We start from the raw sequence: 26,450 nt of genomic DNA, 5'->3' as shown, positions 1-26,450 counted from the left end.
TAGGGGGACGACTTGGCTTCGACGCCGGTGACGAACCCTTGGGTGCATGTCGAGATGGCAGCGAATCTCGTAAATCCAAAGCTGCTTTAAAATAGTCGCAAACGACGAAAACTACGCACTGGCGGCGTAAGCCGTTCCAGTCGTCCTGGCTGAGGCGCCTATAACTCAGTAGCAACATCCCAGGACGTCATCGCTTATAGGCTGCTCCGCTACCCAGAGCTCACTGGATAGCGGCTAAGATTAAAGAGCTCGCCTCTTGCACCCTGACCTTCGGGTCGCTTGAGGTTAAATCAATAGAAGGACACTAAGCATGTAGACCTCAAGGCTGAGTGCTGGCGGACGCGGGTTCAATTCCCGCCGTCTCCACCAAACAACCGCAAAAAGCCCCCGAATTTCGGGGGCTTTTTCGTTTCCGGCGCCCGCGCACGGCCTGATCCGCAACGATTACTCCCGACCACTTTCCCTAACCTGACCAAGCTGGTATTCCTAGGCTCAGGCACATTCGTAACGACCAAACCAACAAGGTCTTTGTCATGACAATACTCATCACAGGCGCCAACCGGGGCATTGGCCAGGCCTTGGCCGAGCAATGGTGCGAGGCCGGCGAAACCGTGATTTCTACGGCCCGGAGCACGCCCGGCATGGAGCCGCTGGACGTCACCGATCCGGCCAGTATCGAGGCACTCGCCAAACGGCTCGAGGGGAAATCAATCTCAACACTGGTATGCAACGCCGGCGTTTCGCTGGACAAGTTCGACGATCTGGAAACCGGTTATGCAGCTGATGACTGGGCACAGACTTTCGCGGTCAATGTCACCGGTGTCTTTCTGGTGGTTCGGGCGTTGCTGGCCAATTTAATAGCGAGTAAAAAAAACTACGGTGCGGTGCCAAAGATCGCGATCATCGCCAGCCAGATGGGCTCCCAGCATGCGCCCGGTGGTGACCGGTTCATCTATCGTGCCTCCAAAGCCGCGGCCATTAATCTCGGGCGCAACCTCGCTGTGAGCCTTGAGAGCGAGGGCATTGCCGTGGGCATCTATCATCCGGGCTGGCTCGCCACAGACATGGGTGGGGATTCCGCGGAGCTGACGCTTGAGGACGCGGTACCAGGCTTACGCCATCAGATTGACGGGCTGACTTTGTCTGATACCGGTTGCTTCAGGGACTGGCAGGGCCGGGATTGCGAATTCTGAGTATCGGGAAACATCACGTCTATGAACCAGCCGGACGATCCGGAAAACCTTCAGCAATTGCTGGACCGCCTGCGCACTCGCACCGATGGCCAGGCAGAAGTCTCGGTTGCCGATATTCTCGATGCGGTTGGCGAACGCTCCTTTGGCCCGGTAACGCTGGTGGCCGGCCTGATCGTGGTTGCACCACTGATTGGCGACATCCCGGGTGTGCCTACCCTGCTCGGGCTGCTGGTGTTGCTGACGCTTGGTCAGCTGCTGTTCCTCAGGCACGCCGTCTGGCTGCCTGCGACCCTCGCCAGCCGGCGGATGGAACAGGCCAAACTGGCCAAGGGGCTGGACTGGGTCGAGAAACCCGCGCGGTATATCGATCGGTACACCCGGCCTCGCCTCGTCTGGCTCACCCGCGGGCCGGGACAGTATCTCATGGCTCTGGTGTGTATGTCGGTGGCGCTGGCGATGCCTGCAATGGAGGTAGTGCCCTTCAGTGCCAACGGTGGTGGGCTGGCCCTGATGGCATTCGGTCTGGCGATGATCGCCCGGGACGGGTTGCTGGCCCTGTTCGCGACAACGGTCACCCTTGGCACTTTCTGGTTTCTGGTCTCAGGGTTGATGGGGTAAGGACGAGGCCCCTACCCTACCTGACACCCGATCATTCGTAACGTTTGGACAGGATCTTCTCTCGCTCCTCGTCGAACCGGCGATTTTCTTTGCGCACTTTACGTCCAAATTTGTCGTGCGCCTTGTCGACTTTTTCCCGGAGCTTTTCCCGTTTTTCCCGGATTTTCTCGGGTTTTTCTTCTTTCGCGGCCTCCCGTCGAAACTCCCGTTCGGCCTTGTTCAGTTCGCGATGCAGCTCATCTTCGAGTTTGACCATCTTGCGGTCGTATTCGTCATCAAGCTGGCGTAGCTCCCGGCGGGTCTCGTCACGAATATCGTGCCGGGAATGGTGCTCATCAGGGTAGTCGCCCCGGTAGCTGTAACCCCGCTCCAGGGGATCAATGCCGGTCTGACGACGGACTTCCTCCCGGGCGGCCTCCGAGGTGCGGTAGATGATGTCCCGGACGATGTCGTCCACGAGGCGCTCGCTGGTACTTTCCTGCTGGCCGAAGCCTGCGGTTGGCGCGGCAACACCGACGGCCAGGGCGAACGCAGTCAGGGTCTTCCTGGATAACATGAATACAGATCCTCGTTAGTTCCGTGACGGGCAATCCTAACCCAAAGGCACCCTCCGGGCTCGAACTGCACGATCCTCACGGCCAAGCCCGCCTTCGGGTTCGGTGTGGCTTGGTAAATTATCGGTAAAGGCCGGATTGAAGCTGTGGTCAGACGGGTTCGCTCACATGGCAAACCAGTTGCGCTTGATCTGCTCATAATCGTCTTTGCCGATCATTCCTGACTCCGCCAGCCGACGCATTTCCGCAACAGCCAAGGGAATTCGCCGTTTACCTTCGGGCAGCTGACGCTGGCCGCGCAGCACGCCCTCACGGAGCTCGTTCAGGAACAGATCCACACGTTCCCGGCTCGGCGTCCGGGCGTCGATGGTAAATAACACAACATCACTGTTCAGAGCCCGGAACTCGAACACATGCCGGGTGGTGCGCACGGCAACCGACATGAAAACAACGGCCAGGATCAGCGGCGCGATGAGCCAGGGCAGCGGTGCCGGAAATACCGAGTACAGGGCCGCCGGAACGGTCATGCAGATGGCGCCGGCGAGCCAGAGCCCCAGTCGGTAATCCCGGATCTCCCTGGGTTCTTCCTGAACGAAGGTCAGGTCAATCACCTGCTCCGGCAGGTCTTTCTTGCGCCGGTTGGTCTGAATCAGCAGGTAATGGCTGCTGAACCGCGTAAACAGTGTGCTGGTTTTGGCGGATACCCGTGTCTGGCGCAACCGGCGGTCAATCCGCCAGCTGTCCCGGGGCGGGACACTCCAGCCGTCCCGTTCCATTTCAAGGTCTGGCACGCTCCATCGATCCAGTTCAATTACATCCTCCTGGGTCACAGCCATGGTCACGTTACGTCTCCTTATTATTTTATTGTGTCGGAAATTCGAATTTGTCCGGGTCGTTGTAGATGTGGGCGCCGGTATCGAGCCATTCTGCAATGAGGCGAAGCTCAGCTTCGGTGAGCATGCCCATGTGGCTCTGTCTGATCGCGGCCGTTTCCGCAGTCTCCACCTGGTACTCGTCGTCATCCGGGTCGTTATCAAACAGACTGAAGAAACGGGCGCTGGCGATGGCGCCACGGCCGCTCATCAGGCGACGGGCAAAGCACACTCCCGGATCCGGCAGGACCGTCATATCGCCCTGGACACCATCCGGGCACTCGGCAGCGAGGTTGGATTCATCGACTTCGACCCAGTCTCCGGTGGCGGTCTCACGAATGTAGTAGTCCGGCTCGAACAGTTCGACATAGGATTCCAGCTGACGGCCGTCCCAGGAGGCATTGCCGTTACCAAGTAGCAGGTCGGTACTGGCACCACCGCCGCCGACCCCATCCGGACAGGACTTGCTCTCCGCAGCCCGATGGCAGTTCTGGCAGGAGGTGACCACGTTCTGGTTCGGGTCCACCCGGCATTCATTCCAGATCGGCTGAATGTGCTCCTGATAGTTGATGGTGGCCTTGCAACCCGCAGTCCAGTTGATCAGGCAACTGGGATCAGTAACCGGTCGCGGTGTGGTCAATCCGCTATACCGCACTTCGAATGCGAGTGAGGGATCGGGCGGATTGGTCCAGAAATCCTCGAATTGCATGGTGTCCGCCCAGGTCGCCTGCAGGCCCTGAAGCGAATCGACCAGTGCCTGGGCCATGGTGTCTTTCCATTGCACCGCCCGGATCTTCGGATTGGCGTTGGGGAACGGCATGCCGTCGCCCGGAGCCCCCGGATTGGCCGAGGCCAGTTCAACATCGGTACGGGCATGCGGGATGTCCACTTCCGGGTCGTGACAGCCGTAACACTTCAGTTTCTCGCCCTCTTCCAGCAAGAGCGGCTGAGGGTGCTGCACGAGGTAGTTGTAGTTGTAGTCCGGCCTGGCAATCAGGTCGACCCGCTTGCCGTACTTGTTGACCACCTCGAAGCTGAAGTTGGTGTCCGCCGGCACCTTGACCATGGCGGAGCCGTCGGGCTCGACCATAGCGTAGGACAACACATCGTAGAGGATCCGGTTACCGGAACCCACCAGCGGGGTCAGTCCCAGTGGCGGTTGGGGACCATCGGGCGGGTTCAGGATTTCGTTGGTCAGAATCGCCTGCTCCAGCTCCGGCGGAATCTGGCGTACGCCAACAACCCGGATGAAACGCTCGGACCGGTCATCCGGGCGGGTAAGGCTCGGATCCCGACGGGTCTCGATACCACCGTCGTAGAGTTCCGCCATGTCCGTGCCGTCCATATCGTAGATGCTGCGGATCTCGAACAGGGCAGTATTGTCCTCCAGCTGCAGGTCGTGACGCTCACCGGTGTAGGGCTGGGCCAGCTCGTTGTAATCCGCGATCACGATATCGGTGTAGAGCGCACGCTCGTGACCCTGAACCACCGGCAACCGGGTGTTTTCGGTGGGGTCCACCATCCAGATACCGTATCGTGGCTCGCCGAGATCCCCGGTCGTCGCGCTGCCCTCACACGGAGTGCTGGTGGTGCCATCGGTGGTCAGGCACTGGGCCCAGCTGGCCAGCAGTCGGGCAGAGCCATCGTTGTAGGGTGCCACGGCGCTGTACCAGCCATTCGGGGACACCTGGTTGGGGTAGAAATTCACCAGCCCGGGGGTCATGGACTCCTCGGCTTCCCCAATCACGCTCTCGTCCACGGGCTTGCCCACGGCAAAGAAATTCTTGCTGTTGATTTTCACCACATCGCCGCCGTAGATCGGGTTGTAGATGTGGCGCATGGTGGTGAGCAGGTTGCCGTCGTCCAGAGGAATCGGGTCCATGTAATGGATGAAGGACGCGTCGGAGAATTCTTCGCTCAGACTGCCAAAGTAGCGGTGCACGTTGCCGCCGGCCGGGGTGATGCGGTACATGCTGAGCACGTCTTCCACGAAGATACGCTCGCCCTCGACCTCACCGGCCAGCGACGCGCTGCATTTGTCTTCCACAGTCCATTCCTTCGGATCCTCCAGGCCCGAAGGGAACCCGCCGCCATTGCCCTGGCCATACCCGCCGCCGTGGGGGTGCTGGTTGAAGTTGGGATCGTCAATATTCTCCAGGGTACAGTCGGTCAGGGTTTCGTAGATGCGTCCGAACCGGATAAAGACGACGTGCCCGTCGTTCATGGTGCTGGGCTCGATGTCATGGAACTGGCCAAAGGTGATCTGCACCAGCTCGCTGCCGTCCGGTTTTACCGAGTGCAGCAGCGAGGCGGGCTCATCGAAATCTTCCAGATATTCCCGCAGATCCAGCTTCTGCCAGTCGCCCCGGGAATGCTGGCGACTGGAGGAGAAGATGATCCGGCCTTCGTTGGTGTAGGTGGGGTTGGTGTCCTCACCGGCATTGGCGACCAGATCGTCCTCGAAGATGCGCCGCACCTTACCGGTGGCGAAGCTGTACTCGAAAATGTTCCAGGTGAAGTTGTCCGGACTGTCCGCAGGACCATGGGCAGCAAAGACCATGCGCTCGCCGTCCGGCGAGATGTCCAAGTCCTTGACATCATAGTCTCCGCCGAAATACCCGGCCAACACGTGGCGTTCGTCCGAGCTGAGGGCGATCCGGTCCCGAACCATCAGCTGGGCCCCGGGCTTGAACGCGTAGGGTGCACGGGGATCCAGCGGCGGCCGGGCATTGACCGAGGCGGTGTCACCCATCTCAGGATAGTCCCGGACCACATAAGCGAATGGCCGGTCGGAAAGAATTTCCTCCTGCCCTTCGCTGATCTGTCCCTCAAAACATCCGGTCAACCCGACCAGTCCGAGGCTGGCCAGGGCCAGGAGGCGCAATCCGCTGCTTAATCCGATCATGATATCTCTCTCCACCTGAACATCCGTTGCACCGGTACCCGGCGGTAGCCGGGCCCGGCGCCTTCATCAACCAGGCATGAAATCAAACTTGTAATTGACGGGGGTCGCCGCCACGTCTTCCGGCCCGAACGAGATCATCTGGATTCGCGCCAGCAGTTTCAGCTCCAGGCGCTGGTCCCCCAACTGGCTGTCCACCAGCTTGATGCTGGAGATACTGCCGTCCGGTTCGATCACGATGTGGAAGACAAACTTGCCCTGCAGGCCGGGATCGCTGCGCAGTGCCCGGTTGTAGAGCGCGTAGATGGCACCTTTGTGCTGCTCGAAGACCCGCCGGATAGATTCCATGTCCCGGCCACCGGTCACCGTCGAACTGCGGGAGCCACCGTTGCCACTGGCGCCGCTGCCACCGCCACCGGAACCGCTGCCGATGGGGCTTTCCACCGCGGTAGAGCCTTTACCCGCCAGCTGGGTGCCAGAACCGGTATCGTTCATCACGGAGCTGTTTACACCGCCGCTGGTCTTGGTGGCCGAGGTGGCCCCCAGCACCGACCGGGCAGCCTTGGCGGCAGCACCGGTTTTCACGTTGGTGTTCTGAGCCTGGAGCTTGGCGACATCCAGCGAACTACGCAGGGACGACAGTTCCTTGGAGAAGGCCGCGACGCCCATCTTTGAAACCTTTTCCCGGGCCTTTTTCACCTCCTTTGCAGGAGCCGGCTCCGGTGTCGCCTTCTTCTCGACCGGGTCGGTCTTCTCTTCCTGTTTCACTGGCTCGGGTGGCGGAGGTGGCGGTGCCACCTTGCGCTGCTCGATCAGCACCTTGGCAAGAGTCGGGGGTACACGCTCCTTCTCCTCCCGGTCGATTTCCGGCAGGGGCAGCCAGGGGAAGATCACCGCCAGCAACAGAAGCAGCAGCAGTAAACGCTTGAGAATGCGTTTGAAGCGGCTGTCTTCGTCGCCACTGGCGTCCCAGGGCAATGAAAAGTCATGGGGTGTTGCTGTCATTGCTGTCATCGAATCCCTCCTGTCAGGCGCCGCTGCTGCCGGATACCCGTGAAACGGCCATGGAGAGGTCCCGATAGTCCACCTTCGCGCACGTCAGCATGACCCGTTTGAGCAGCGCGTAGGGGATTTCGTGGTCACCAAGGATGGTCACTGCACGCCCCAGGCTCTTCTCCCGCTCGGTCAGTTCCGTGCGCTTGCTGGCCTGGAACGTCAACTCATCCATCAGGCCATCAATCAGGCCGTCCGAGGCGATCACCTCATCAAGGGTGGCTACCGGGCGACCATCCACCAGGATGTCGTCTTCGGTTATCGTCACCACAGTGGTTTCCTTCGGACGTTCTTCTGCGGTGGAGTCCGGCAGGGAGACGTCGTTCACCTTGATCAGCTGGTTGGCTCCGGAGTTCAGGAGCAGGAAGAAGACCAGGATGGTAAAGATGTCCATGAGCGAGACCAGGTTGAGTTTGGCCGGCTTCATGAAGGTTTTGGCGCTGCCCTGGAGACCGAAAGAGGTAAACTTGCCATTCATGACTTACCCCCCTTCTCCGGTGCATCGCCGAGGGAGATCTCCGGGAACAACTCGACATCAACCGCATCGGTCACGACCACAGTCTTGGCGACCCGCAGGGTATCCATGGTCGACACCAGCGACTGGTAGGTTACACCGGGCTCGGACAGCAGCAGGGCGTCGTTCTTGGCGATGTTCTTCGCCGCCAGCCGGCGCTTGATCTCCTGCAAAACCTCGGAGAGGGTACGGAAATCGTGGCGTGCTTCCCCGCCCTCGTCTTCCGGTTCAAGCTTGTCGATGCTCTTGACCAGGTTACCGCTGGGGTAATACACCTCGATGCCGGACTGCCTTACCACCACTTCCAGCTGCCGGTTCTCTTCCGCACTGGCGGTCTGGGCTCCGGTCAGGTCAGGCAGGTTGAGCTCCAGAATCGAGATATGGTTGAACACCATACTCATCAGCAGTACCGGCACCAGGACGATCATGAGATTCATGAACGCCGTGATGTCGATATCCGCCTCTTCCTGTTCTCTACGTTTTGAAAACATAACGAATTACCCGCTGTGATCAGGCGTCGGAGGCACGCGTATTAACAGATTCACGGTTGCTGCGAACGATGGTGTTCAGGGCCTTCACACCGGCCATTTCAATGCTTTCGACGATCTCCAGGGTCTTGTTCTGGAGCAGGGAGTGGATCAGCAGCAGCGGGATCGCGGCGATCAGACCAAAAGCGGTGGTGTTCATGGCCACCGAGATGGACTGGGACAGCAGCGTCGCCTTGTCCGCCGGATCGGCGTTGGCAACGGCGGTAAAGGCGGCGATCAGACCGATGATGGTACCCAGCAGTCCCAACAGCGTGGAGACGTTGGCGAGGATGGACAGATAGTTGGTGCGCTTGGACAGGCGAGGAATGCTCTCCATCACACCTTCCTGCATGGCGGCGTGGATATCATCCCGGCGCGGGGAAGCGCGCATGGTGTCCAGCCCTACCGAGATCAGGCGGGAAATTGCGGAGTTGCCAGACTGGGCTGCCTGCTCGGCCTGATCGAATTTGCTTTCATTCATCAGCGGCAGCAGCTCGCTGTAAGCTGCGCGGTTGGACTGGTAGGCGCGCTTGAGGAACAACCAGCGCTCAACGGCAATGGCCAGGCCAATAATCAGGACCAGCGCGATCGGGAACATGAAGGCGCCGCCTTCCTGGAAGAATGAAACAATGCTTGCGTAAACGTTCATGGCAGATCTCCAGACTTTTCTTTTCGTTCGGTTGCAGATTTTCAGTTAGTGCTTTGCCCCGGGGACCCCGCCGGGGCCTCCAGGGAAAGTTCGTCATAGAAGCGCATGGTGCGGGCATGGACGTCCCGATCCACCACTTCAAATACCCGGCCAGACACGGACGTGATCGAGCGATACAGGTTTTCCGGCCCCTCAGGTGGTTTCCAGGGAATGAAGTAACTCACCGACGGCTGCTCCTTGTCGCCGACGAAGGTACTCTCAAGATCGATGGACTCCTGGGCGCTGGCCGGAGCCATCGCCACACAGCCGACACACAGAGCCGCCGCAACGAGCCAGCCGGCTCCCGGATTCAGGATTCCCATGGCACTCTCCTAGCCTTGCTCTTCGGTTTCCGGGGAGCCCCCGGTGGTAGCGTCCGCAGATACCGCCTCGCCCTCGGCGGCCTGCTCAGCAGGCACCTCCGGCTCCGGGGGAGGGTTATCAATGAAGCTCGTTTCAATGCCGGTCCGGCGGCGGATCTCGATCAGCCAATCGGCCACTTTTGGATCCGACCCGCCCGTCAGGAAGTCGTAGGCCTCGTAATGGGGCTGGGCCTCCTCCGGCCGGTTCATGTAGAGGTCGTAGAGGATCGCCAGGTTCAGGTGCGCCTCGGGGAAGTCGTTCCAGGTTTCCAGGGCGGCAAGGTACGCATCGCGGGCCTTGTCAAACTCGCCCTGTCGCCGCTCGAATACCGCCTGCTTCAGGTAGGCATTGACGTTGGCCGGGTTCACCTCCAGCGCCTTGCGGTAGTACTCCCTGGCCTGTTCGGGTTTCTCCCGCTGTTCGGAGAGCTCGGCCAGCTTCACCCAGGGGCCGGACAGCTCCGGAAACGCCTTGGTCATGGCCCAGAATCCCTTACGGGCCAGGCGCAGCTCTCCGTCCTTCATCAGCGCCAGAGCGTCGGCAAAGGCTGACCTCGCCGCCGGCGGAACGGGCGCAGACTGCTCGGTGTACGGATTGGGTGCGGGAACATAGGGAATTTTCTTCCCTTCGGCGTCGTACTCCTGTTTTGGGAGGAACGCGCCACCGCTGCCCTCGGCCACATTGGTCTTCGTTTCGGTCTGACTGGGCTCGGGCTCAACCACCTTCGGCTCTGGTTCTGACTGCTTGACCTGCAGAACCCCGGCGCAACCGGAGAGCATGGCCAGCACCAGCAACGTTGCCGGGGTGGATGCCTTAACGGATACCATCGCCATAGGCCACCTTTACTTCCTGTTTATCGAACCGGGCGGGAATCAGCTTGGCCATCGCCTCAAAGCTGCGCTCGATCCAGGGATTGAATGTGCCGCTCCAGGAGCGCTCGATGTTGGCCTGATGCACCTCTATCGCCAGGTCCTCGAACGGAATGGCCTGCTCTTCCAGCACCAGCTCATACTGCATGGCCTCCAACTGGCTCAGGCCGCTGGGCCGCGGAGCGTCCATCAGTTCCCGGGCAAACTGGCCGTAGAGGTCGGCAATGTTGAAAGTGGCCCGGGTGGTCTGGTCGAGCACGCCGTAATCGGCCGCCTGCTGATACCGGTCCAGGGCGTTCTTCAGTTTCTCGTTCTTGCGCGGGATGCTCTTGTTGAGCGGGTGTTTCAGGCGTACCCGATCAAACTCGATGCGCCAGTAGTCGCCGTACTTGTTGTTGGCCCAGGCCGCCAGCCAGGCGGAGCGGTCCGACTGCCAGTTCTCAGGTGCCTTGTTGTGGCCATCGATCACCCGGCGCAGCCAGTAGAGGTGGCGGTGGTAGTCGTCCCGACGCTCATACAGGTACGCGACGTGATAGCGGGCTTCCATTCGGGTATCGAAAGGTTCCTCGTAGTCGAAGGCCCACTTCTTGAAATACTCCAGCGCCTGGTCCTCGTTGCCGGCTTTCTCATACAGCTCCGCCGCCAGGAACAGGGCATCGCGGCGCACGTCGGCCCTGCCATCGGTGCGGTAGATGTCCTCATATTCCCTGGCTGCCATCAGCCACTGTTCGTCCTGCTCGTACGTCCAGGCGATTTTCTGATCCAGGTCTTTGGCCAGCTTGTGGTTCGGGAACAGGCGGCGCAGTTCGAGCATCTCGGTCAGTGCCGGCTCCCACTCGGTCAGGGTCAGCAGGTGGGTGGCGGCATCAAACTGGGCCACCACACGGACGTCAGTCTTCGGCGCCACCGTCTTGATGCGCAGGAAGTGCTCGACTGCGCCCTCCAGGTTGGAGGCGGCAATTTCCTGCTCACCCTGCTTGTAGATGGTGACCGCCATACGCTCGGTAACCGCCTTGAACTCGGGATCATCCAGATCGATATAGCGCAACTGATTGCGATAGCCCTCTTCGGCCGCGGCATAGTCAGCCAGTTCGTACTGACTGTGGGCAATCACGCCCCAGGCGGTTCGATTCAGCTCGCGATCCACCTCGCCGGCCCGGCTGACAATGCTGGTGGCCACTTCCAGGGCTTTTTCATACCGGCCCAGCGCAAACAGTTCTTCCGACGTCTTGGCCAGGACCGAACCGGAGCGTTCGTCATCCCGGAAGGTCTGCACGAACCGCAGCTGGCTTTCGACACCTTTGCTGCGCCAGGCACGCAGCCGCTCGCTGTCATTGCCCGATTGGGCCATCAGGCGCTCAGCCTCCTTCTGGTAGGCAATGATGGCAGCGTAGCCGGCATCGGCACCGAACTCGGAATTGCCGAACTCGTAGGCGGTCCGCTCGTAGTGGGTGATAGCCGTCGGGTAATCGCCACCGTCGAAAGCGGCTTCGGCCCGCATGTAGACCATTTCCGGGACTTTCGGGTCGTTCGGGAAGGTCTGTTCAAACTCGCCATAGAACTGGGCGGCCTTGAGGAAGCTGGTCTGACGGGATGCTTCGGTAGCGGCCACGGCCGACGCCTTGACCGCTCCATCCGCCAGTTCCCGGGTCAGACGCTGGCCGGTGGCATGGTAGTGCCGTGCCAGCTCGTCGATGAAGGTTTTCAGGTTGGGAATGACCTTGGCTTTGACATCCGCCGGCTTGGTCTTCCAGAAATCGGAATGAATGCCGTAGTTGCGAACGTAATTCTCTTTCTCCGGCAGCACCTGCTGGGAAAACTCGCCATCGACATAGGCACGGATCATCTCGGCGTGCATCTCCGGTGCCCGCTCGGAATCCGGGTTCTGCACCACGAAGGCCCGGAATGAGGACGCCGAATCCTCATACCGCTCCTTCTCCAGGTAATGCTGGCCGAGGCTGGAATAGAGAATCCAGGTGTACTTCCTGGCCTCTGGCCGGTTGGCAAACATCGCGTCGATTTTCGAGGAACCGCCGGCATAGGCCAGCCCCACGCTCATGATGCGCAGGGTGTCGTCCACCAGGGAACGGTTAACCTTGTCCAGCTTCTCGATCTTGCCGTCTTCGGGCACCAGGCGGTCCAGGACCCGGGAGAAGGACATCAGGCTCTGGTCGTAGTCGGACAGCTTGTACTGGGACCAGCCGAGCAGATACCAGGAGTTGTTCAGGAACGCGGATTCGTTGCCGATCGCCACGACCGAACGGTAGGCCTGTTCCGCCTGCTCATACTCCTCGTGGCGGAAGTGGATGTCACCTTTACGGAAATACACCTCGGCCAGGCGTTTCGAATGCGGATGCGTCGCGATGAACTCCTCCAGCACCGCCTTGGCTTCCTGGTCGCGACCGTCCAGGTCATAGGCCTTGGCCAGCTGGTACATGGCTTCGGCATTGCGCTCGGAGTCCGGGTACTTGTTCAGCAGCTGGTGATAGGCGGTGATCGCTTCCGGGAAATAGCCGTCGTCCCCCGGCATCACGCCGCGCAGCTGGTCATAATCCCCCTCCAGCATGTACACGCTGGCAATTCGGCGCTCGATCTGTTCGTACAGCCGCCGATCCTCGATGGTTTCCAGCAGTTCGCGGTACTCCCGGCGAACGTCCTCATGCATCACCCTGGGCAGCGGCACATCCTCAAGAGGCCGCTGTTCCTTCTGGAGGCTGGCAATGGTGGAGGGATTCTGAAAACTGCCACAGCCGCTGACCATGACTGCCAGCATGAGCAGACTAGATCGTTTCATCGCCGGTTCCCTCCTCTGGAGACGGTTGGCTTTGCGCCTGCTCGGAACCCGGACTGGCGGGCACCTCCTCGTCCGGATTCAACGTCTGCAGGGACCGGTCCAGAATTCGCACCTTCGCCAGCTGGGCCTCCACCTGGTACTGCTTGAGTCGCTGCTCATGGATGTCCAGTTCGGTGGTAACCAGAGCCAGCATGACGTCTTCCAGTCGGGCGATCAGGCTTTCGGTCTGGATCAGACGGGCGTCGACCTCGGCCATCATCCGAACGACCGACTCCTCGAAATAGCTGTTGTCCGAGAGCGCCCTGCTGCCCTGGAGAGCGGCCAACGCGCTTTCGGCCCGGGTGATTTCGAAGGTAAGGTCCTCCAGCAACCACTCGATGGACTCGCGCTTGTCCTCGGGCAGCCCGGCGAGGCGGGCATTCAGAGCCTGGCGTCGTTCCCTGGTATCGGCCAGGGAGCGGGAAATCAGACGCACACGGTCGCCGTGACTGGGGCCATCAGCGCTGCCGGCCCGGGCTGCCATGATGGTGTCAAAGTCTGACCGGCGTTCCTTCCAGCGTTCGAGGTTATTGCGAATGGCATACAGATCCCGAAGGTCCTTCAGCACTGACTGGAAACTGTGATCCGACATCAGCTCCACGAGGAACGGCGACAGGCGGTTGACCGCTACGGCCGGCGCCCTGCCGAACCAGTCGCTCTCGTCCAGCACGTCGTCGAGATTACGGACGAACAGTTCCAGGACATCTGCGTTCTTGAGGGCCTCCCGGGCTGTCCGGAGCTTCCTGAGGGTGGTCCGGAACTGCAGATCTGCGGCGATAAAGTCCTTGGCGGCGCGCCCCTCCAACCCCATACGCTCGTACACATGGGGCCGAAGCAGAATGGCTTCCTGCACCTCGGGCAGAGCCCGGGAGCGTGAGGTCAGCACGTCGAGCGGGGCCAACGCGCGTCGGAATTCGCCCGCATTGATGGCCATCCAGCTGGCGCCCAACAGGCCGCGATTGGAATAGGCACCTGTCGTGTTGATGCTGGCCAGCTGCAGCCCGGCATTCAGGTTATCATCATGGCTGGCATAGACATGGGCCAGAGCCATACGGGCCCGGTCCGCCAGCCGCTGCAACTCGGCGGAACCGTCGTTAAGCTCGAGGACCAGGTTCAGGGCCTCGATTGCGTCGCCGGTGCGGCCCTGCCCTTCCAGAGCAATGGCGAGGTTGAAGTAGAAATAGGGTGCGTAAGGGCTGTCCTCGTTGATGGTATCAGCCACGGCCTTGCCGGCATCCAGGTGCCCCAGCTTCACATTGACCAGTGCCGCGAGGTAGCGGTACTCGGCGTCGACACTATCTGGCAGCTCACCACGGATCTGGTTCAGGTTGCGGGCGGCGGTGTCGGCCTCCCCACGCAGGTATTGCATCTTGCCGAGGTAAAAACGGGCGCGGTTGCGTACCGGCTCGCTGAGATTACTTTCGGCAAGGCGATCGAAGATAGCTTCGGCCTGATCGTCCAGACCATAGGACAGGCTGACGCCACCCTTGAGCAGTTCCGGATAGGTACCGTGGTTGGCAATGCCGCCGTGCTCCTCGGCCCAGGCGTACTCGACCAGGGTTTCGAAATAATTCTGCTGGTAGTACTGGAACAGAACTGCCCCGTATTTGAGGTCCCGGGCTTCTGTCCCGGAAGCCGATACCGTGGCGGCAGCAGGTAACGCGAACATCAACGCCGCTACCGCCCGGAGGGACCTTGCCTGCTGAATTACGGACCGGAGACTCATGGCTTACCACTCCCGAACCATGAATTCGGGCTGCTGACGGGCTTCGGAATCTGCCACCGCCAGCTCGACGAATTTCGGGCCCTGTTCCTTGGTGAAGCGCAGGCTGCTGCCACGCTTGTACTCACGACCATTGGGCCCCTGGCCGACGAAGAACGCGGACAGGGTATGCTGGCCGGGGCTCAGATTGCCGAGATACAGCTGGTGCTTACCGCCCTTCGCCAGCGCCTGGCGCTCTTCAGCGCTGTACAGGTAGGTGGACACGACCTGGTTATCCAGGCGCAGCTCTACCCCTTCGAGGCGGAAGTACTCCCCCACGTTGAGGGAAACAAAGACGTGAAACCGGGTGTTGGCCGGGAACAGCAGATCTTCCTCCAGCACCCGGAGATCCTTGTTCAGGGTCACAACGGTTTGCTTCAGGTCCTGGATATCCCGCGACAGTTCGTTGACCGCCCGCTGCGCCCTCTCACGGCTCTCACGGACAGACAGCGGAGTCTCGATAATGCGGTCCAGGGCGACACCGGCCGCGGACTCTCCGGGCACATCCTCGCTGCCGGTTGCCGGTTCGGTCGCATTGGCCGGCGCGCCCGCGAGAATCAGGCACAGCAACACCAGAACCCCACGACGGCTCCGCAAGCCGGTGCCGAAAGCACCGCACAGTCCATTTTCAGATAGAAAAGCCACCATCCTGCTCCTGCGCCGGCTTGCCAGAAACGCTGCCGACAACGCTAAGTGAACATTCAGGGGACTGACTTTTGAGTTCTCTGGCCTGGTTTCCGAAGGCTCTTTTTAGCGGCCCTTTTTTCCTGGAAAGCGGTCAGATTTCTTTTGGGATGTTTCGATCGTCAAATAATGTGAAATACGCTAGCACAGCTTCGCAGAATGGGAATGGAGGATTTGACCCGTGATTCTGTTTCTGTGGAGGCCTTCGCAAAAAAACCAAGAGACAGTTGCCTAACGCCGGGCTGACGGCCAAAGTTCCCCGCAACTCAAAATTTTTTTATTTAAAAACATTTATTTACATTGGTTAACTTAATTTAACATTCCCAATAGGTGGTCAGTCCGGTGATCAGGAAGACGTGCAGAACCACATCACGATTTGCCCGGTTTTTCAGGGGCAATCCCAGCAAACCATCGGCGCCGGCATTTTTCACGGCGCTGTTCCTGGTCGCAGGAACCTGTCCCGGGGTGTCACAGGCGGCGGATCCCGCTCCCACTCTGGAGGTGGCCGATCCCTTTATCGAGCTGCACACGGCACCCGGCCGCGGCTACCCCGTTTTTCATGTGATTGAAAAAGGCGAACAGGTCGAACTGCTGAAGCGGAAAACCAATTGGTACAAGGTGCGGGCCGTTTCCGGAGAAACCGGCTGGACCAAGGCGACCCAGTTGGGACGCACCCTGCAGCCGACCGGTCTTCCTGCCGATCTGCCCGAGGTAAGCCATGGCCAGTACCTGGAATCGAGTTGGCGCGTGGGATTTACCGCCGGCATGTTCGAGGACTCCCCAAGTTTTAGCCTGACCGCCGGCTATCGGCCCCTGACCTGGCTCGGCGCCGAGCTTGAGGCAGGCAAGATCTATAACCAGTCGGTGACCAGCGACTACTACGGCGCGAACCTGGTGATCGAACCCCTGCACCAATGGTCCTTAACCCCCTACGCGCTGGCCGGTTATAGCCAGTTCTCATTCGACGCCCGGCAAAAAGTACTTCTGAGTGATCTGGGGGATGCCGACGGGGTCACCTTCGGGGGTGGGCTGGGTTACTACATTGGCAGGAATTTCCTGATCCGTGCCGAGTATCGGGTGTACTCGGTGTCGTCCAATTCTGACAGCACAGGTTTAAGCGAATGGAAAATCGGTCTCAACACGTTCTTTTGAGCACCCGCAAGCCGCGGGTCATCGGCATTGCGCTGTTAACCGGGCTGCTGGCACTGACGCCGTCGGGGCCGCTGCTGGCACAGGAGGGCGGTTCCGCGCCGGTTCAGGTGATCGAGCCGGATATCGAGCCCCGCAGTATCAGCGAAGCGGATATCGATGCGGAGTTCTTCGAGGTTGGCGCCTTTGCCGGCATGCTGACCATTGACAACTTCAGCAGTGAACCCCTGTTCGGTGTCAGCGCAGCCTTCCACGCTACTGAGGACTTCTTCCTGCAATTCAACTACGGGGTGAGCGAAGCCGGACTGACTTCCTTCGAGGAACTCAGTGGCTCCAACGTCCGGCTATTGACGGACGATGACCGGGACTACAGCTATTACGATTTCCTCGTGGGCTACAACATCTTCCCCGGGGAAATCTTCTTCAGCGATTCACTGACGTTCAACTCGGCGTTCTACCTGGTGGGCGGTGTCGGCAACACCGAGTTCGGTGGCGAAAGCAATTTCACCACCACCCTCGGGACCGGGTTCCGCATCGTGCTGCTGGACTGGCTGACGGTGCACGTGGACTTCCGGGACCACATGTTCAACAGCGACCTGATCCGCGAGTCCCAGCTGACCCACAACATCGAGCTGTCGTCAGGCATCACCCTGTTCTTCTGAGCCCCGCCAGCCCGCATGACCGGGCCTGCGGTTAACGCTGGCCCAGATCCTCGAAAAAGGCCCTCGTGTCGGCGCGTATCTCGTCGAGCCGGGCCTCCCATTGCTCCCGGTACTCCGTCCAGGTTTCGCTGCTGAGGCGAGAGAAGCTCTCTCCCGCTTGGGCGACCGCGCGGGTCGCATCAGCCAGGTGTTCTGCGGTGGGCTCGTCCAGAGCTTCTGCCTTCTGATCCAGATCCCGCGAGGCCTGCTCAAGGATCACCCGATCCTCCTGGGGAGCCTCGTCGTTGTCCTCCAGGGAGTCGTTCAGGGACTCCTCCAGATCTTTCATTGCCTCCTGCAGCGCCTCCGCAAAGTCTTCCATGGCACTTTCCGCCCGGGCCCGGAGCTCGTCGGAGTACGCCTCCAGATCCTGTGACAGCTCATTCATACGAGCCTCCAGATCTTCGGAAGATCGGGCAAAGCTGGAGGAGAGTTTTTCCCCGAGACTGTTGAGCTGGCCCATCAGTCCGCTGAACGGGGAGGGGTTGAGAATGGCATCGCCGGTGCGCTGGTAATCCACGAGCCATCCCTCGGCGGTGGAGACCAGGTACGTCTCCAGCTCCAGCCGCTCCCCCCCCGAAGCTTCTTCCGTGGGCAGACGGGTGACAATGCTCGCCTCCCGTTCCTCGATAACCACCCGGCCGAACGAAGGCACCGCATTGGTCCAGTCACGCCGGTAGGCATCAAACTGAGCTTCGTCGGTCAGAGTGGAAAGCTCGACAACATCGCCCACATCGTTTTCGGCCATGGCCTGCCAGAAGGCGGCGGCCACTTCCTGAGGGGTTTCGGGCTTGCTACACCCGGCCAACACCAGCAGACCTGCCGCCAGTCCCAGCCATCGGAAACGGGAAAACATCATTGCGTACATCCTTTGGTATCGTCGATCGCAATGATACAACGCTACAGCCGACGGGTCAGTTCCGCCAACTCCTCATCAAAGACCCGGCGGTTTTCACTGTAATCCACCGGCACGTCCACCAGATGTACACCCCCGGCCGCCAGCGCCCGCTCAAGCGTCGGCTGCAGGTCCTCAGTGCGGGATACCCGGTGCCCCGTGGCGCCGTAGGATTCGGCGTATTTCACGAAGTCCGGATTGCGGTAATCCAGGCCGAAATCAGCCAGCCCCTCCTGGGCCTGTTTCCACTTGATCATGCCGTACGCGCTGTCATTGATGATCAGCACCACCAGATTCAGTTCCAGCCTGACCGCCGTCTCCAGTTCCTGGCTATTCATCATGAAACCGCCGTCACCGCAGATGGCCATGACCTTCAGATCCTTATACAGCATCGATGCCATCATGGCGCTGGGCAGGCCGGCACCCATGGACGCCAGGGCGTTGTCCAGCAGCACGGTGTTGTTGTCATAGGCCGGGTAGTTACGGGCAAACCAGAGTTTGTACATGCCGTTGTCCAGGGCAATGATACCGTCCTCGGGCATCACCGCCCGAACGTCATGGACAATGCGCTGGGGGATCACCGGAAAGCGGTCACTCTCGGCCTGGTCCTGGAGGTGCCGGTCAACGGCAGCCTTTACTTCCATGAACCGACTGAAATCGTGTTTGTGGCAGATCCCGCAGTTCTCCGCCATGTATTCCACGCTGTTGGCGATGTCCCCCACCACTTCGTGCTGCGGAAAATACACCGGGTCGACATCGGCTCCGGAGAAGTTCACATGGATAACCTTCTTGCCACCCGGCTTCATGAAGAAAGGGGGTTTTTCCACCACGTCATGGCCGACATTGATCACCAGGTCGGCATGGTCGATGGCCCGATGAACGAAGTCTCCGGCTGACAATGCCGCATTGCCCAGGTATCGGGGGTGGCGTTCGTCTACCACGCCCTTGCCCATCTGGGTGGTAAAGAACGGGATGTTGGTGGTGTTTACCAGGTGGATCAGCGCCTGGGAGACCCGCTTCCGGTTTGCTCCCGCGCCAATCATGATCAGCGGGTGCCTGGCCTCACGCAGCATATCGCAGGCAATCTCCAGACTCTTCTGGCTGGCGGAGGGCCGCCGGGCATCGCTGGGTGCAAAGATGTGGGTATCCGGTGCCGGCTTCTCTGCAGCTATGTCCTCGGGAAGTTCCAGATGCACGGCCCCGGGGCGTTCCTCGGATGCCAGCCGGAAGGCTTCCCGCACCTTGGCCGGGATCGTATTGGCGTTGGAAATCTGGCGGGTGTACTTGGTCAGCGGTCGCATCAGGTCGACCACATCGAGGATCTGGAACAAGCCCTGCTTGGAGGATTTGATCGGCTTCTGTCCGGAAATCATCATCATCGGCATGCCGCCGAGCTGGGCATAGGCGGCTGCAGTCACCAGGTTGGTGGCACCCGGCCCCAGGGTAGACAGGCAAACCCCGACCCTTCCGGTCAGACGACCATAGGTCGCGGCCATGAACCCCGCCGCCTGTTCATGTCGATTCAGGATCAGCTGGATATGGCTGTTTCTGAGCGCCTCAAGCAGGTCCAGGTTCTCCTCACCCGGCACCGCGAAGATGTATTTGACGCCTTCGTTCTCCAGGGCCCGGATAAACAGCTCCGCCCCGTTACCCGGCTTGGCTTGCGCGTTGGTCATGCTCTGGCTCTCCGTCAGGCCGATTTGACGTCGAGCATAGCATTCTTTCCAACCGTGCCGGCAAGTCAGTCGGTTCTTGGGGGCTCGGCCTGGAGCGTGTCCGCGGGCACCCGATCCACACCCCAGCTCCGGTATATGGCATCGAGGACCCGGCCCAGCTCGTCCTGGCTGACGTCCGCCGGCTCACCACGCTCGAGCGGATCGAAGTGGAAGATATAGAGCCGTGAGGTGAACTGTTCAAACGGGAGCGACGACTCGCCAAAGCGTTCGCCATGGCCGGACGTGCTCACCCGCACGCCATCGCCCCAGTTCTGACCGCTGTCGTTGTTGGGATTGAAGAAATAGACTCGCATCTCCCCGTCAGGATCCAGCGCCACCCGCAGGATGGTGATGGCGTGCCACCCGATAAACCGTGCGGCACTGTCGGTGACGGCAATGCCCGCAGGCTGGGGATGGATCAGGGGCTGGTTCCCGTTGTAGTAGGGATGGTAACTGGCGTAAAAATGGCGGATAAAGCCTTCGGGGTCATCGAGCTTACCGGTCCCCACATCCACGTTGATGGCAAAACCGCGACCGGCGGACCAGCCGTGGAACTCGGGGTTCACCCACCGGTGTGGATCGCCCTCGCGCCCCGCGCAGAGCCGGCCCATTTCCGCGTATATGCGGTCCAGGTGCGGAACCACCACCAGGGATACCGGATCAAGATCGAGGGTAACCTCCGACGCTACACCGCCCGCACTTTGCGACGAGGAAACCGGCTGGCCCTCGAAGTGCATCATGATCTCGTTGTCCCGGGCCGCCCAGGCGACCATCTGCAACAGGTAGTCCGGATCGTTGTAGGCCCACATCGACAAGGCCCGGGCCGACTGGCAGGTGGGGTTGTTGCCCTGGCCGACACCCAATGGCTGGCCCAGCATGTTCAGCACCCCCTGGATCAGCCAGGCCGCTGGCGGCGGCTCGTAACCATAGGCCAACTGCAGGCGTTCCCGCGCCTCCGGACACAGGGACAAGCGGACCTGGCGCCAGAGCGCCGGGGCCACCGGCGGTTGGTACAGGATGCCCCGCTCCAACATAAGCGCCAGGCCATACAAGCCCTGGGCGGTCCCCGGGAAAATACCTTCCCGGATCAGGGTATGGACCAGTTCCCGGTAGCACAGCAGGCAATCGCGGCCAGTGCTGGACAGGCCGAGGGCCTCGCTCAGGAGGGCGTCCTGGTCCTCCAGAATGAAGCGCACGAACGTGGCGTGATAGGGCGATACCAGGCCGGTATCGTGCATGGATCGGGCAAAGCCGGTGGCTTCATTCTGCAGGGCCTGGGCATCCATGGATTCGAGACGCTGCTCGTAGACAACGGTACCGGGGTCCTCGCTGCAGGCCCGGGTCGGACCGTAAAGGCTGGAGATCAGGCGATCTGCTCCCCGGCCGGCGCTGCCAAGGTCGGCGTTCGGATCGGCACGGCAAAGCGCAATCTGGGTGATCATCCGCCGCACATCAGTGACCTGTATCGGCCGCTGCTGCAGGATACGCCAGATTTCCTCGATCAGACTGTCGATCACATGTTCGTAACCGATATGCGCCGCCACATACTGCACAACCGACTGGCTGATCAGAGCCAGCCTGCCCTGCTCTCGCTCAGCTTCACCGGTCATGCCGAACAGGAGGCCGAGATTGATGGCAAGCACCTGGGTCAGGTAATGGTGGGCCTGCTCCGCCGACACCGACGGATGGAGGTAAAGTCCGCGGGCCACCGCCAGCAGACGCAATTCACTGAAGGCCTCAACCACCACGGTATCGGCATTCGTGCTCTGAAGGGAGTGGGTGGTCAGGGACGGCAGCAGGATGCTCGGGTCGGACCAGTCGGTGCCGGCAAAGACACCGGCCTGTTCCAGACGTTGTGAGCGCTCCTCGATTACCTGACAGCCCCCCGGCTGCAACAGCACCCTGCGGGCAATATCAAACACCCGCGGGAGCTTACCGGCCCTGGCAAAGGACCGGCTTTCTTCAAGAGCCTGGATCGACTCATCAAGTCTTTGCACCAGCTTGTCCATATTGACCGCCGGTACTGCACTGCCCGGTTGGTGATCGCTCAAACGACGTTCTCCTGAGGGCCTGCGCCAAACCCGATTATTATTGATTGCTCTCCCGATTATACATAGAAATCGAGCTCTTCCTGATGTTTCAGCAAATCCCTCATCCGGTAAGGGTCATCGCCGAAGAAATAGACCAGCCCCCAATGGGTACCGAAAGCAGTCCGCTTGGTGACCGTTTCCTCCAGCGGAGGGGTGAGCTCGTGGCTTTCGAAGTAGTCGTCGTTCTCGGTTTCTTCCGGAATTTCCAACCGGCTGACCACCCGACGACGCGGGTAAACCCCGAAGCATCCGGCGTAGCCCTTGGCATCGACCACCTCTTTCGGGAAGAACGCGGTGATCTCCTCTTCGGTGGTTTTCGGGTCGAACGCAAGGATCATGCCCTGGTAGGCATTGAAGCCATAGGAGCGCTCAAGCAGTTCGAACACCTTGAAACCGGGCGGACGATAGGCCACCTCGCCAAAGTACATGGTGCCATCACTGGTCACGAAGTACTCGGGGTGGACAAAACCGAAGTCAATGTCGAAGGTCTTGATCAGCTTTTCGATTTCCCTGGTGATTTGCTCCCGGTATTTCTCCAGGTCCGGCGTGGCCGGCACAAACACCGAGTAGCCGAGAGTGACATACTCGGAAATGTTCAGGAACCGGATCTTGCCGTTGTGGATCCAGGCCTCGACGGCAAATTCCCAGCCATCCAGGTGAGACTCCATCAGCACCGGGAACTCTTCATCCGGGATGGTATCCACCTCGTCCGGGGTGCGGATCACCCGGTGACCGAGACAACCGGCCTTGTCGAAGGCCTTGAGGTGAATGGGGTCGTTCGGGTCGCCGTCCAGTTTCAGCAGGGTCTGGTTCACCCGTTTCAGGAAACGGATGACATCGTCACGGTCGTGCGCCTCCTCGAAGATACCGACGCGGATGCCGCCCAGCTGGGCACGGCGTTTCATCAATGCCTTGTCCCGAAGCAGCATGGCCTGACCAAACAGCCTCGGTTTATCCATCAGTACCGAGTTGATGGCGCCCGCCCATTCGACGGTTTCCTCAAACAATGGAATGGCAACATCGACACCCATTTCTTTCAGGGTCTGGGCGATTTCAAAGGAGCGATCGTTCAGCCTCTCGAAATTCCAGGGCACGTAGGGAATCTTGTGCTCCTCGCAATAGGCCTCTGCCCAGTCCGGAGCCACGACGACATAACGGCGGTCAAATTTGTCCGCCGCCTCGACGGCGTTCAGACTCCATCCGAGCAGCGCGACATACCCCTTCTCGGGATCGTACTGGTGCTCACTCATAGGCTCTCTCCTTTCTACTGGGTGTCTACTTACCCTAGGCTCCCTGTAACAAATCGCAACCCGGGCCATGGTGTTCACCCCAAAAAAAACGCGGCGGACCGCAGGTTAGCCCCGCTTTCCGCCGCGTTTTGCCTCGGTTCTAGACCGATTAGTTATATCAGGCGAGTTTGAGGGTCGAGAGCGTCCGTTCGCGCACCTTGGTGAGCAATGCCTCGTCCTCCACCAGGGATTGGCCATAAGACGGCACCAGGTCCCGGATACGCTCCTGCCACTGGGCCGTTTTCAATTTCTCCGGGAAGCAGCGCTCCAGCACATCGATCATGGCGTTGGCCGCTGTCGAGGCGCCCGGAGAGGCCCCAAGCAGTGCCGCCAGGCTGCCATCTTTGGCCGCGACGATCTCGGTTCCGAATTCCAGCTTGCCGCCGCCATCCTCGGTCTGCTTGATGATCTGCACGCGCTGACCAGCCATCTGAAGCTTCCAGTCCTCTTCCCGGGCGTCCGGGAAGAAGTTGCGCAGCGAGGCAACGCGGTCGGCATGGGACTGAAACACCTCGCCAATCAGATAGCGGGTCAGATCCATGTTGCTCTTACTGACCGACAGCATCGGCTTGAGGTTGGTAGTGCGCACCGAGCCGATCAGGTCAAAAATGGACCCCTGCTTCAGGAAGCGGGTGGTGAAACCGGCGAACGGCCCGAACAGCAGGGCCGGCTCACCATTGATGATCCGGGTGTCCAGGTGCGGCACTGACATGGGGGGCGCACCGATGGGCGCCTTGCCGTAAACCTTGGAGTTGTGCTGCTCAACAATATCCGGTTTGCCGCACACCAGCCACTGGCCACTGACCGGGAACCCGCCGTAGCCGCGAGCTTCCTCGATGCCCGATTTCTGCAACAGCGGCAGGGCTCCGCCGCCTGCACCGAGGAACACGAAGCCGGCTTCCAGCTTGGTCAGTTCGCCGGTTTTCTGGTTCTTCACGCGCACCTTCCAGCGGCCGTTATCGCGCTGGTCAATATAATGCACGGGGCAACTGAGCATCAGTTCGAAATTGTCCTGGGTTTCCAGCCATTCCACCATGCTGCGGGTCAGGGAGCCGAAATCGACATCCGAGCCATGATTGATCCGGGTGGCGGCCACGCGCTGCATGGGGTCACGGTGGTTAACCACCAGTGGCATCCACTCTTCCAGAACGTCCGGAGACTCGGTGTATTCCATTTCCCGGAACAGGTGATGGGCACTGAGCTTCTGGTGGCGACGTTTCAGGAACGCCACGTCCTTCTCACCCCAGACAAAACTCTGGTGGGGGGTGCGGTTGATGAAGGATTTCGGATCGGACAGCACGCCCTGCTCGACCAGATAGGACCAGAACTGCAGGGAAACCTCGAACTGGGCGTTGATCTTCAGTGCCCGCTCGATGGCGACGTCGCCATCGTCGGTCTCCGGGGTATAGTTGAGTTCACAGTAGCCGGCATGGCCGGTACCCGCGTTGTTCCATCCGTCCGTGCTTTCATGGGCAACGTGGTCAAGACGCTCCACCATGACGATGTCCAGCGACGGATCGAGCTGTTTGAGCATCATGCCGAGGGTGGCGCTCATGACGCCACCGCCGACCAGCACTACGTCTGCCTGTCTAACGGCCATTGGTTTGTACCCTGGTTAGTAATGAACCTGTTCGCCCCGCCACGATCAGCAACGAGGCCTGTCGGAAGCCGGTCAAGCGTCAGGTATGCGCCGCCGTCTGCTTCCGGTCTGAATTTGCGCGCAATTATCCCGATTTTCGTCGAAATAATAAATTGCGAATGTCAACCGTTGGAATCCTGCCGGCCCCGGGCCCGCATGCATCCGGTCCTGTATGCCTGTTACGGACAGTGGCCCCTCACGGGTCAAACGTCTACAATCCGGCGCGTCTTTTTTGGGGCCTGCCTGAGGCCTTGCCAGAGTCACCACGTCGGGGTGCCCAATGTCCGCTCTTGATACTGTTCTGATTATTCTTGCTGTTCTGGCTCTTCTGGGAGTCATCTTCGAAGAGATTACCCACATCAATAAAGCCAAGGTTACGCTGTTTTTCGGCACGCTGGCCTGGGTGCTGCTGTTCCTGTTCAGCGACTCGCCCGAGGAGACCGAGGCCGTCACCACCGGGCTCACGGAGAGCATTGCCGAAATCGCGGGGCTTTGGCTGTTTCTGGTCGCGGCGATGACCTTCGTCGCCTACCTGAATAAAAAGGGAATGATCGAGAACGTAATCTATCTGATCATGCCGAGGCAGGTAGGCGAACGACGACTGCTGTTCCTGACCGGTCTCTTCTGTTTCATTTTCTCGTCTTTAGCAGACAATATAACTGCCACTTTAGTCTCATGCTCCCTGATTCTGTCCCTGAATCTGGAGCTGAAAAAGCGCTTGCAGTTCGTCACCCTGGTGGTCTTTGCGGTGAATTCCGGAGGCGTTTCCCTGATTACCGGCGACGTCACCACGTTGATGATATTCCTCGCGGACAAGGTGCAAATACTGACTCTGCTCACCCTCGCGCTGCCAGCTTCCATTACCGTTTTCATCCTTGCGGTCTTCCTTTCACGAGGACTGACAGGCACCGTGACACTTCGTTCCAGCACCACCCCGGTCCGTAGAGTGGATGCTGTCATCAGTGGTCTGTTTTTGTTGACAATCCTGTGCACCATCGCGGGCAATGCCCTGTTCAGCATCCCGCCGGTCCTTACCTTCCTGTTCGGGCTTTCGATCATGTTCCTGGTCTCGCGCTTTATGAGTGATGACTCGGATCTGGACCCGATCCTGGAATACATCCGGATCATCGAATTCGAAACCCTGCTGTTCTTCCTGGGCATCCTGCTGCTGGTGGGCATGCTCAAGGAGATCCATGCCCTGGACTCCCTGGTGGCGATCTATGACCTCCTCCCTCCGCTGTATGCCAATTACCTGATGGGAATCTTTTCGGCGGTCATTGATAATGTGCCGCTGACCGCCGCGCTCCTGAAGTCGGGCATCGAGATGACACGCGGAGAGTGGATGGGCCTGACCTACGCCGTCGGCGTGGGTGGTTCGCTGCTGATCATCGGTTCCGCAGCCGGTATTGTGGCCATGAGCAAGATCGCAGGGCTGACCTTCGGAGCCTACATGCGGTATCTTGCCCACCTCCTGGCCGCCTACACCCTCGGCTACGCCGGGGTTTACATGCTCGGACGATTCATAAACTGAGGCTTAAAT

At 60.1% G+C, this 26,450-nt stretch carries 22 protein-coding genes and 1 other RNA gene; 6 read left to right on the top strand and 17 right to left on the bottom strand.

The window, feature by feature from the left end:
- Positions 1-3 precede the first annotated feature (3 nt).
- The 3 genes from ssrA (at position 4) to MD273_RS01655 (ending at position 1,811) form a co-directional block, all read left to right on the top strand.
- Positions 4-369: a transfer-messenger RNA gene (gene ssrA, locus MD273_RS01665) on the top strand.
- A 164-nt stretch (positions 370-533) separates the two neighbouring features.
- The gene (locus MD273_RS01660) at positions 534-1,193 is read left to right on the top strand and encodes an SDR family NAD(P)-dependent oxidoreductase (RefSeq protein ID WP_239036038.1); all 660 of its coding nucleotides are present in this window, start codon (positions 534-536) and stop codon (positions 1,191-1,193) included.
- A gap of 21 nt (positions 1,194-1,214) precedes the next feature.
- Positions 1,215-1,811 carry an exopolysaccharide biosynthesis protein gene (locus MD273_RS01655; RefSeq protein ID WP_239036037.1) on the top strand — a complete coding sequence of 199 codons (597 nt, stop codon included), beginning with the start codon at positions 1,215-1,217 and terminating at the stop codon, positions 1,809-1,811.
- A 31-nt stretch (positions 1,812-1,842) separates the two neighbouring features.
- Here the strand turns inward: MD273_RS01655 and MD273_RS01650 are convergent, their stop codons facing one another.
- The 12 genes from MD273_RS01650 to MD273_RS01595 form a co-directional block, all read right to left on the bottom strand.
- On the bottom strand, positions 1,843-2,367 hold the full coding sequence (locus MD273_RS01650) for a hypothetical protein (protein ID WP_239036036.1): 525 nt from the start codon (positions 2,365-2,367) through the stop codon (positions 1,843-1,845).
- Between the two features lie 162 nt (positions 2,368-2,529).
- Positions 2,530-3,207: a hypothetical protein gene (locus tag MD273_RS01645; RefSeq protein WP_239036035.1), complete on the bottom strand. Its 678-nt coding sequence runs from the start codon at positions 3,205-3,207 to the stop codon at positions 2,530-2,532.
- A 19-nt stretch (positions 3,208-3,226) separates the two neighbouring features.
- Positions 3,227-6,142, bottom strand: a complete 2,916-nt coding sequence (locus tag MD273_RS01640) for a hypothetical protein (RefSeq protein ID WP_239036034.1) — start codon at positions 6,140-6,142, stop codon at positions 3,227-3,229.
- 66 nt (positions 6,143-6,208) lie between these two features.
- Entirely contained in the window at positions 6,209-7,153 is a 945-nt protein-coding gene (locus MD273_RS01635; protein ID WP_239036033.1) for an AgmX/PglI C-terminal domain-containing protein, read from the bottom strand.
- Between the two features lie 13 nt (positions 7,154-7,166).
- The gene (locus MD273_RS01630; protein WP_239036032.1) at positions 7,167-7,670 is read right to left on the bottom strand and encodes an ExbD/TolR family protein; all 504 of its coding nucleotides are present in this window, start codon (positions 7,668-7,670) and stop codon (positions 7,167-7,169) included.
- Positions 7,667-8,197 carry an ExbD/TolR family protein gene (locus MD273_RS01625; RefSeq protein WP_239036031.1) on the bottom strand — a complete coding sequence of 177 codons (531 nt, stop codon included), beginning with the start codon at positions 8,195-8,197 and terminating at the stop codon, positions 7,667-7,669. Before MD273_RS01625 ends, MD273_RS01630 begins: the two co-directional genes overlap by 4 nt.
- A 19-nt stretch (positions 8,198-8,216) precedes the next feature.
- Positions 8,217-8,882 carry a MotA/TolQ/ExbB proton channel family protein gene (locus tag MD273_RS01620; protein WP_239036030.1) on the bottom strand — a complete coding sequence of 222 codons (666 nt, stop codon included), beginning with the start codon at positions 8,880-8,882 and terminating at the stop codon, positions 8,217-8,219.
- Positions 8,883-8,923: 41 nt separating this feature from the next.
- The gene (locus tag MD273_RS01615; protein WP_239036029.1) at positions 8,924-9,244 is read right to left on the bottom strand and encodes a hypothetical protein; all 321 of its coding nucleotides are present in this window, start codon (positions 9,242-9,244) and stop codon (positions 8,924-8,926) included.
- Positions 9,245-9,253: 9 nt separating this feature from the next.
- Entirely contained in the window at positions 9,254-10,117 is an 864-nt protein-coding gene (locus MD273_RS01610) for a tetratricopeptide repeat protein (RefSeq protein ID WP_239036028.1), read from the bottom strand.
- Positions 10,098-12,947 (bottom strand): tetratricopeptide repeat protein, encoded by a 2,850-nt coding sequence (locus MD273_RS01605; protein ID WP_239036027.1) that lies wholly within the window; start codon positions 12,945-12,947, stop codon positions 10,098-10,100. The genes MD273_RS01610 and MD273_RS01605 overlap by 20 nt, the downstream gene beginning before the upstream one ends.
- Positions 12,934-14,712 carry a tetratricopeptide repeat protein gene (locus tag MD273_RS01600; RefSeq protein ID WP_239036026.1) on the bottom strand — a complete coding sequence of 593 codons (1,779 nt, stop codon included), beginning with the start codon at positions 14,710-14,712 and terminating at the stop codon, positions 12,934-12,936. The genes MD273_RS01605 and MD273_RS01600 overlap by 14 nt, the downstream gene beginning before the upstream one ends.
- 3 nt (positions 14,713-14,715) lie before the next feature.
- Positions 14,716-15,393, bottom strand: coding sequence for a hypothetical protein (locus MD273_RS01595; protein ID WP_239036025.1), 678 nt, complete (start codon positions 15,391-15,393; stop codon positions 14,716-14,718).
- Between the two features lie 504 nt (positions 15,394-15,897).
- Here MD273_RS01595 and MD273_RS01590 point away from each other — a divergent pair.
- Together MD273_RS01590 and MD273_RS01585 are read left to right on the top strand one after the other, a co-directional pair.
- Positions 15,898-16,584: an outer membrane beta-barrel protein gene (locus MD273_RS01590; protein WP_239036024.1), complete on the top strand. Its 687-nt coding sequence runs from the start codon at positions 15,898-15,900 to the stop codon at positions 16,582-16,584.
- Positions 16,554-17,243 (top strand): outer membrane beta-barrel domain-containing protein, encoded by a 690-nt coding sequence (locus tag MD273_RS01585; protein WP_239036023.1) that lies wholly within the window; start codon positions 16,554-16,556, stop codon positions 17,241-17,243. Before MD273_RS01590 ends, MD273_RS01585 begins: the two co-directional genes overlap by 31 nt.
- A gap of 31 nt (positions 17,244-17,274) precedes the next feature.
- Here MD273_RS01585 and MD273_RS01580 read toward each other — a convergent pair whose 3' ends face one another.
- From MD273_RS01580 to mqo, 5 genes are all read right to left on the bottom strand, one after another.
- Positions 17,275-18,141 carry an apolipoprotein A1/A4/E family protein gene (locus MD273_RS01580; RefSeq protein ID WP_239036022.1) on the bottom strand — a complete coding sequence of 289 codons (867 nt, stop codon included), beginning with the start codon at positions 18,139-18,141 and terminating at the stop codon, positions 17,275-17,277.
- 41 nt (positions 18,142-18,182) lie between these two features.
- Positions 18,183-19,853 (bottom strand): acetolactate synthase large subunit, encoded by a 1,671-nt coding sequence (locus MD273_RS01575; RefSeq protein WP_239036021.1) that lies wholly within the window; start codon positions 19,851-19,853, stop codon positions 18,183-18,185.
- 65 nt (positions 19,854-19,918) lie between these two features.
- Positions 19,919-21,943 (bottom strand): hypothetical protein, encoded by a 2,025-nt coding sequence (locus MD273_RS01570; protein WP_239036020.1) that lies wholly within the window; start codon positions 21,941-21,943, stop codon positions 19,919-19,921.
- Between the two features lie 56 nt (positions 21,944-21,999).
- Positions 22,000-23,232 carry an ATP-grasp domain-containing protein gene (locus MD273_RS01565; RefSeq protein WP_239036019.1) on the bottom strand — a complete coding sequence of 411 codons (1,233 nt, stop codon included), beginning with the start codon at positions 23,230-23,232 and terminating at the stop codon, positions 22,000-22,002.
- 157 nt (positions 23,233-23,389) lie between these two features.
- The gene (gene mqo / locus MD273_RS01560) at positions 23,390-24,871 is read right to left on the bottom strand and encodes a malate dehydrogenase (quinone) (protein WP_239036018.1); all 1,482 of its coding nucleotides are present in this window, start codon (positions 24,869-24,871) and stop codon (positions 23,390-23,392) included.
- 319 nt (positions 24,872-25,190) lie between these two features.
- Between mqo and nhaD the strand changes: the two genes are divergently transcribed.
- Positions 25,191-26,441, top strand: a complete 1,251-nt coding sequence (nhaD, locus tag MD273_RS01555; protein ID WP_239036017.1) for a sodium:proton antiporter NhaD — start codon at positions 25,191-25,193, stop codon at positions 26,439-26,441.
- Positions 26,442-26,450: the final 9 nt, after the last annotated feature.

The sequence above is a fragment of the Marinobacter sp. C7 genome (genome assembly GCF_022343555.1).
In the GTDB taxonomy this organism is placed as follows: domain Bacteria; phylum Pseudomonadota; class Gammaproteobacteria; order Pseudomonadales; family Oleiphilaceae; genus Marinobacter.
This window is presented reverse-complemented; position numbering and strand designations above follow the sequence as displayed.